The sequence below is a fragment of the Pelagicoccus sp. SDUM812003 genome (assembly GCF_031127815.1).
Taxonomy (GTDB): domain Bacteria; phylum Verrucomicrobiota; class Verrucomicrobiia; order Opitutales; family Opitutaceae; genus Pelagicoccus.
Window position 1 is genome coordinate 1 of the sequence record NZ_JARXHY010000036.1, and the last position, 6,063, is coordinate 6,063.

At 46.5% G+C, this 6,063-nt stretch carries 9 protein-coding genes; all 9 read left to right on the forward strand.

Features of this window, described 5'->3' with window-relative positions; all coding sequences use genetic code 11:
- The first annotated feature begins 107 nt into the window (after positions 1-107).
- The 9 genes from QEH54_RS22360 (at position 108) to QEH54_RS22400 (ending at position 5,968) form a co-directional block, all read left to right on the forward strand.
- Positions 108-746 carry a hypothetical protein gene (locus tag QEH54_RS22360; protein WP_309020952.1) on the forward strand — a complete coding sequence of 213 codons (639 nt, stop codon included), beginning with the start codon at positions 108-110 and terminating at the stop codon, positions 744-746.
- A 33-nt stretch (positions 747-779) separates the two neighbouring features.
- The gene (locus tag QEH54_RS22365) at positions 780-1,319 is read left to right on the forward strand and encodes a hypothetical protein (RefSeq protein WP_309020953.1); all 540 of its coding nucleotides are present in this window, start codon (positions 780-782) and stop codon (positions 1,317-1,319) included.
- 483 nt (positions 1,320-1,802) lie between these two features.
- Positions 1,803-2,318, forward strand: a complete 516-nt coding sequence (locus QEH54_RS22370; protein ID WP_309020954.1) for an STM3941 family protein — start codon at positions 1,803-1,805, stop codon at positions 2,316-2,318.
- 59 nt (positions 2,319-2,377) lie between these two features.
- The gene (locus tag QEH54_RS22375; RefSeq protein WP_309020955.1) at positions 2,378-2,980 is read left to right on the forward strand and encodes a hypothetical protein; all 603 of its coding nucleotides are present in this window, start codon (positions 2,378-2,380) and stop codon (positions 2,978-2,980) included.
- 87 nt (positions 2,981-3,067) lie between these two features.
- On the forward strand, positions 3,068-3,487 hold the full coding sequence (locus QEH54_RS22380; protein WP_309020956.1) for a hypothetical protein: 420 nt from the start codon (positions 3,068-3,070) through the stop codon (positions 3,485-3,487).
- Between the two features lie 78 nt (positions 3,488-3,565).
- Positions 3,566-4,210: a hypothetical protein gene (locus QEH54_RS22385; protein WP_309020957.1), complete on the forward strand. Its 645-nt coding sequence runs from the start codon at positions 3,566-3,568 to the stop codon at positions 4,208-4,210.
- Positions 4,211-4,288: 78 nt separating this feature from the next.
- Positions 4,289-4,870 carry a hypothetical protein gene (locus tag QEH54_RS22390; RefSeq protein ID WP_309020958.1) on the forward strand — a complete coding sequence of 194 codons (582 nt, stop codon included), beginning with the start codon at positions 4,289-4,291 and terminating at the stop codon, positions 4,868-4,870.
- 9 nt (positions 4,871-4,879) lie between these two features.
- A complete protein-coding gene (locus QEH54_RS22395) occupies positions 4,880-5,488 on the forward strand; it encodes a hypothetical protein (RefSeq protein WP_309020959.1) in 609 nt (202 codons plus the stop codon).
- 84 nt (positions 5,489-5,572) lie between these two features.
- On the forward strand, positions 5,573-5,968 hold the full coding sequence (locus tag QEH54_RS22400) for a hypothetical protein (protein WP_309020960.1): 396 nt from the start codon (positions 5,573-5,575) through the stop codon (positions 5,966-5,968).
- The last annotated feature ends 95 nt before the right edge of the window (positions 5,969-6,063 follow it).

Consider the following 6,063-nt stretch of genomic DNA (forward strand, 5'->3'; position numbering starts at 1 on the left):
AGGCAAGAGATGAAAGAAGAAAATAAGCAGAACCAGTCAGCCCATACAACTCCGGCCAGCGCTCCGCGCTGACCTCCGCGTATGGCTTTCACGTTAGTCTCAAAAATATGAAAACCCTACTCACATTGTTACTAATAGCAATTCTATCAATCTTCGGCTTAGCGGCCTATACCTACGTCCGTGCATCAACTGTTTCGGACGTTTACAAAAATTACACAGGTATACCTATTGATTTACGGCAGACTCCGGACGATGGAGATCGTTCTATATGGTTTTGTGCTAAGCCTGGGTTCCCTGGACATGCCTTCATTCTGCTCACAGATCTAGACTCTGAATCTGGGAAAAGGAATGCACTTACACTTGGAATATACCCAGATACAGATAAAAAGAACCAATTCTTATCATCATCGATGGTTGTGACTGACGAGAGCACTAGACCTGAAGGGCTGACCTTCACAGGCAAAGAGCCCACTCTCATAGTAAAAGTATCGAAGCATGATTATGAAAGAATCCAGTCTATGCTTCCCAAGACAGGAAAGCAGTTAGGGATTCACTACGCACTAGTCACCAACGATTGCCTCGGTTTGGCAATTGACGTTGCAAAGTCACTCGAAAAATCAGGCCTTAAGGTTCCGGAGAGAGCGTTATTTCTGAATTTTCCATCCCCTTACATAGAAGAACTAATCAGAGTGAATACTTTGACTAACCAGTCAGCCCATACAACTCCAGCCAGCGCTCCGCGCTGACTTCCGCGTATGGCTTTCACGTTAGCTAGAAAAATGAAATCAAACGTCTTCATCCTGATGGCCGCTGTTCTCGCTTCTCTAGCTGTAGCAAAGGACGATGCGAAGTTCTACAGAATCATCACCGATTTCAATTTGGACGGATTTCGCGACGTTGCATTTTCCGAACCGGATCTTTGCGGTAACGCAGGTTGTTGGTGGACGATTCACTTCGGCAAAGAGAATGGATCTTTCGAGAATGAGTTCACCTCTCTCTTCTTCCATCCACTCGCTTTCAATATCTCCGATAAGGGAGATACTTCGACCATAACAGTCTATCATCGAGGTGGAGGTGGCGAAGGTTCACTAATCACTTACGAAATTGAAAGATTTGAATTCATAGAGATTTCGACTCAAACAATCCATCCAGACGACAATGGGAATGAAGGTGACCAAGCTCTTTATGAGAGTCTTTTCGGAGAGCTAAGAGCCAACCGACTCGATGAGAGCTTATCCAAGGACCAGTATTTCAAACAAATAGAAGAAATAAAAGCTAACCAGTCAGCCCATACAACTCCGGTCAGCGCTCCGCGCTGACCTACGCGTATGGCTTTCACGATGGACGAAAGTAATGAGCGAAGCGACTATGGCGTAACGCATGTTACGCTTACCCCGAAGGGGTCGAAAAATTTTGAAAAATCGACTATTTGAAAAAATCGAAGGAATCCTGACTCGAAATCTCCAAAATCCTGATACGAAAGGTCTGAGTTCGACGATCAAAGCCCCCTTACACGGATTCTCTTCTGAAAACCCCGACGACAATCTCGAAGAAAAGAAAAAAATCAGAAAAGAAAGAAAGCTCCTGCACTGAAGACTTCGACGATCCATCTCCCTCCTGCCCCGACCAAAAAGAAAAACCTCATGCGCGAAGACTCGACGATCTGGCAGAATTCGAAGAAAATTAGCTCACAGGAATCCAAACCTCAAACCCCAGAAAATAATGTCCATCCAGTCGGTCCATACAACTTCGGCCAGCGCTCCGCGCTGACCTACGCGTATGACCTTCACGTTCGGTAAAAAATGAAGGAAACCACATTTTACCCCAGCAAAACAAAGCACGCCCTGCTGTTGCTTGTTTCGATCACTTTCGTTGCAGGCGGAATTTGGCTAGCCAAGAATGGAGATTGGATGGGGCACATTGCCTATGTGTTCTTCGGCTTGGGTGTAGTCGTATTCACGATACAGCTACTACCGAATAGTTCCTACCTAAAACTAAAAGAAGACGGTTTTGAGTTTTCAGCTCTCTTTCGTCGTCACTACGTCAAATGGAACGACATCAAACATTTCGGAATTATGACTCAAACACACAGAGGAATGACAACGAACAAGATGGTTGGCTGGGATTACAGGGAGGAATTCGAAGGATCGGACTTAGGAAGAAAGATCTCAAAAAAGATAGGAGGAATCGAATCAGCCCTGCCAGATACATACGGAATGAAAGCAGAGGAGCTATTGTCGTTGATGGACGAACGCTTAAAAAGAAACGATACCGAACCAGTCGTCCCATACAACTCCGGCCAGTCGCTCCGCGACTGACCTACGCGTATGGACTTCACGTTGGGCAAAAAATTAATCCGCGTTTCTTCTCAAATCCAATGAAACACATACTCCAACTCCTCATATTAATCATTCTAGGACAAGCTAGCTACTCTGCTGTAGATCCACCTGAATCCATCAAAGGAACTTTGATCAGAGTTGATATCGACGAAGTAGTAGGCTCCCACCTAACCGATGGCACGATGGTTCTTCTGATCGACGCGAAAACCGATCAATACGTGTTGATATCTATAGACTATGGAGCTAGCGATGCTGGTGTTTATGAGTACGAGGTACGAGAGCAGAAAGGGTTCATAACCTTATATTCCCAGTTTAGCGGAACCACATTCGAATATGAAGTCACCTTCAATACTACTGGAACGGGGACTCTAGCACTTGTTAGCCCCTTCTACACACAAAAAGGCAGTTTCAGTGCTGCTTGGTGGTTTCATCCTGACGACTCACTCACCGTTAGCCTCAAGAACACGATAACTAACATCGATGCTGAAGATTTCGAAGTCTCTATCATAGTGGAAAAGAGCACAGATGGACAGGAATGGACAAAAGCAGATGGAAGTTGGGAGATGAAGAACGATGGAACTGCTGTATTCAAATATCCGAACCCAGAAGAATCAGTCTTTTTGAGAATCGCAGAACCTTAAAAAGAAGCCCAACCAGTCAGCCCATACAACTCCGGCCAGCGCTCCGCGCTGACCTGCGCGTATGGCTTTCACGTTCTGCAGAAAAAGATGCAACCAGCAAAAAAGCTAGCATTCGGAAAACCTGAAAATGGATGGATTGTCGTTCGACTTGGCGAGCGAGTAATTCACGCATCGGATGTTCCCTGTGACTCCATCGGCAATCTTGCCAGCAAACTAGTCTCCTTCCTTTCGGGGAGCAAAATGGAAAAGGTGGAATGGTCACTAGAACCTGAATACGAGACCTGGATATTTCAGGAGCAAGATGCCTTGGCCAGTTGGTCGGTGGAAAACAATCAGGGAGAGTTGATTCAAGCTATCCAATCAAGTAAAACTGAAATCGTGCAGATGGTGGCAAAGGCATTAAGGGATCTATATTCGTCACACATCGGGAAGTCAGATTTTAGCGATCAGGACTGGTCATGGTCATTCCCGATCAAAGAACTAAAAATCTTGGAACTAAAAAATTAAGCAGAACCAGTCAGCCCATACAACTCCGGCCAGCGCTCCGCGCTGACCTACGCGTATGGCTTTCACGTTCAGCAGAAAATGAAAAAGCTACTAACAGCAATCTTATCGCTACTTAGCATTGGAACCGCAAAAAGCACTCCAAGCGATACTGAAACCGCGGATCCGATGCTTGAGGACATTAGACACTACGCTCGACAGGAAGTGGCTGCTGGCTTCTCGACGGAGGAAGAAATCGTCCAAAACACAATCGACATTCTTTCTGATGATTATGACGAGAAGAAGCTAAGGGAGGCGGTCTCGAAAGAAGTGAAGCAGGCGATTTCAGACCACAAAGCCGAACAAGCGAATTGGCCGAAAGTTACGGACACCGATCGTCTGGACCTAGCTTTTCAGCAGCTCGAAGAGTTAGGCATCGTCTGCAGGCAGAACTTCAGTTGCTGCGGCACTTGCGGATCGGGCGAAATCTGGGACGAGATAGAAGCACAAGAAAAGAAGAAGAAAGTTAGGGGATACATCTTCTACCACATGCAAGACACGGAATCAGCCGTGGAAGGTGGTGGACTGTATCTAAACTATGGATCTACGGAAGAAGGCGAAGAGCCTGCTTTGTCAGTAGCACGCACCGTCGTAGAGACTATCGAAAAGAACGGGCTCAAGACCAATTGGGATGGTACTTGGGGTATGAGAATCGGAGTTACCCTTGACTGGAAGAAAAGAAGATAAGCTGAACCAGTCAGCCCATACAACTCCGGCCAGCGCTCCGCGCTGACCTCCGCGTATGGCTTTCACGTTCTGCAAAAAATGAAGAAACTCTTCGGAAAACTAACGATTTTGGTAATCTCCAGCGCATTGCTTTTCTATGCAGGTACACTCTTCGGAATATCCAAGTCCTATGGGACTATCCGAGATCTGGAGGTGGATGGCATATTTGGAGAATTCAATAGCGATATAATTACCCTCATCCTGTTGGAATCGGATCAATCCGACAAGGCGATCAAGGTATGTAAAGAAGGAATTTACATGAAGATTCCCATGCTTCATAGAATGCTTCAGGAAGAGAATACTGAAATCAGTGCTTACTATCTGAAAGAAATGATCCTATCTGCGAAGGATCTTGCTGAAGTCGCGGGATTTGACCCATACGTAATTTCCAAAGAAGATCTGGAAGAGAGTGAACAATTCTATGGTTCTACTCAAAACAGAACGGTCACAGTCAACGGCAAGAAGGTTACTGAGAATCCATTCTTCGCGTACAAAAGAGAGGCAAAAGAAATATTTACGATGTATGAGGACCAGAGGAGCGACCTCTACGAGTATATTGTTTACAAAATAAATAAGCAGAACCAGTCGTCCCATACAACTCCGGCCAGCGCTCCGCGCTGACCTACGCGTATGGACTTCACGTTGGGCAAAGCAATGACGAGCACATGGAAAATCGCGTTTGTTGGGGCGATCTTGATCGCGGGTTGCACTACACCTGTGCGATACGAGTATTTTGAGCCATCTGGCATGGGTGCTACCATCAGCTCGCCTGAAGAGGCACCAAAGAATGTCGCTCAGAAGAGGTTCGCAAGCGGTGAGCTAAGTGTTTGGTCGAACGTGACAGAGCATGGAACCATCGAAGTTTTACTCCGAGCAGAAGTCGCTGCAGGGCATACGTTATCATTTAGAAACGAAGAAGCGGTAATCATCAGTGGCGATAAGAAGGCAGTGGTAGGCCCACTTGTTTGGTCACAGTGGCGTATCGTCGATGGTCGCGGCGAATTCGCGGACGTTCCATTTGAAGCACCGCTCACTAGTCGTACCGTTGACGGTAGTCCTCCTAGGACAGGCACCCAGATTCTAGGGCGATATGATTGCACTGTGAAGCTTCCAGAGCAGTTTTCCAGTGTCCAAGATTTTAGTGTGGAGCTGCCGGCACCCTCAGGAGAAGAATCTCCCCTGCACCTGACTTTCATTCGGAAAGTCGCCGACTATCGCATGCATGTACAGCTCCAATGAAGAAGAGCCCAACCAGGCAGCCCATACAACTCCGGCCATCGCTCCGCGATGACCTCCGCGTATGGCTTTCACGTTAGTCGAAAAATGAAAAACTACGATTTGATATGGGAAGGCGTTAAGCTCACAGTGCACTTTCGCGGAACCTTGACGCTCGAGGATGTCTTTCAGCTCTGCAACGAAAGGATTGGGAACGAGCTTTTCTGCTCCGTAAAATACGTTTTGAACGACATGTCGGAGGTAGATTCGATAACTTTGAAAGAAGAGGAGATGAACTACGCAAATATCTACTCTAGCGTTTCCCGACTATTCGGAGATCGACGCGATCTCCTATCCGCTTTTGTCGTTCCCAATGACGAGATAGAAAAAAAGGTACAAAGATACATCGATGCTTCTCAAAAGAAGCCGAACGATTGGCAAAGGAAGATTTTCAGATCAATAGAACAGGCGGATGCTTGGGCTATGGAGAAACTAAAAAAGTGACTAACCAGTAGGAATGAGAAGGCACAGAGACGAGTCGCCATGAGGCGACCCGTCAATATAGTGCCTTTATGAATACAGCTACTACAACTCACACC

Bases quoted from the DNA above. Each gene is read 5' to 3' on its own strand.
- QEH54_RS22360 (WP_309020952.1), top strand. From the start codon at position 108: ATGAAAACCCTACTCACATTGTTACTAATAGCAATTCTATCAATCTTC.
- QEH54_RS22365 (WP_309020953.1), top strand. From the start codon at position 780: ATGAAATCAAACGTCTTCATCCTGATGGCCGCTGTTCTCGCTTCTCTA.
- QEH54_RS22370 (WP_309020954.1), top strand. From the start codon at position 1,803: ATGAAGGAAACCACATTTTACCCCAGCAAAACAAAGCACGCCCTGCTG.
- QEH54_RS22375 (WP_309020955.1), top strand. From the start codon at position 2,378: ATGAAACACATACTCCAACTCCTCATATTAATCATTCTAGGACAAGCT.
- QEH54_RS22380 (WP_309020956.1), top strand. From the start codon at position 3,068: ATGCAACCAGCAAAAAAGCTAGCATTCGGAAAACCTGAAAATGGATGG.
- QEH54_RS22385 (WP_309020957.1), top strand. From the start codon at position 3,566: ATGAAAAAGCTACTAACAGCAATCTTATCGCTACTTAGCATTGGAACC.
- QEH54_RS22390 (WP_309020958.1), top strand. From the start codon at position 4,289: ATGAAGAAACTCTTCGGAAAACTAACGATTTTGGTAATCTCCAGCGCA.
- QEH54_RS22395 (WP_309020959.1), top strand. From the start codon at position 4,880: ATGGACTTCACGTTGGGCAAAGCAATGACGAGCACATGGAAAATCGCG.
- QEH54_RS22400 (WP_309020960.1), top strand. From the start codon at position 5,573: ATGAAAAACTACGATTTGATATGGGAAGGCGTTAAGCTCACAGTGCAC.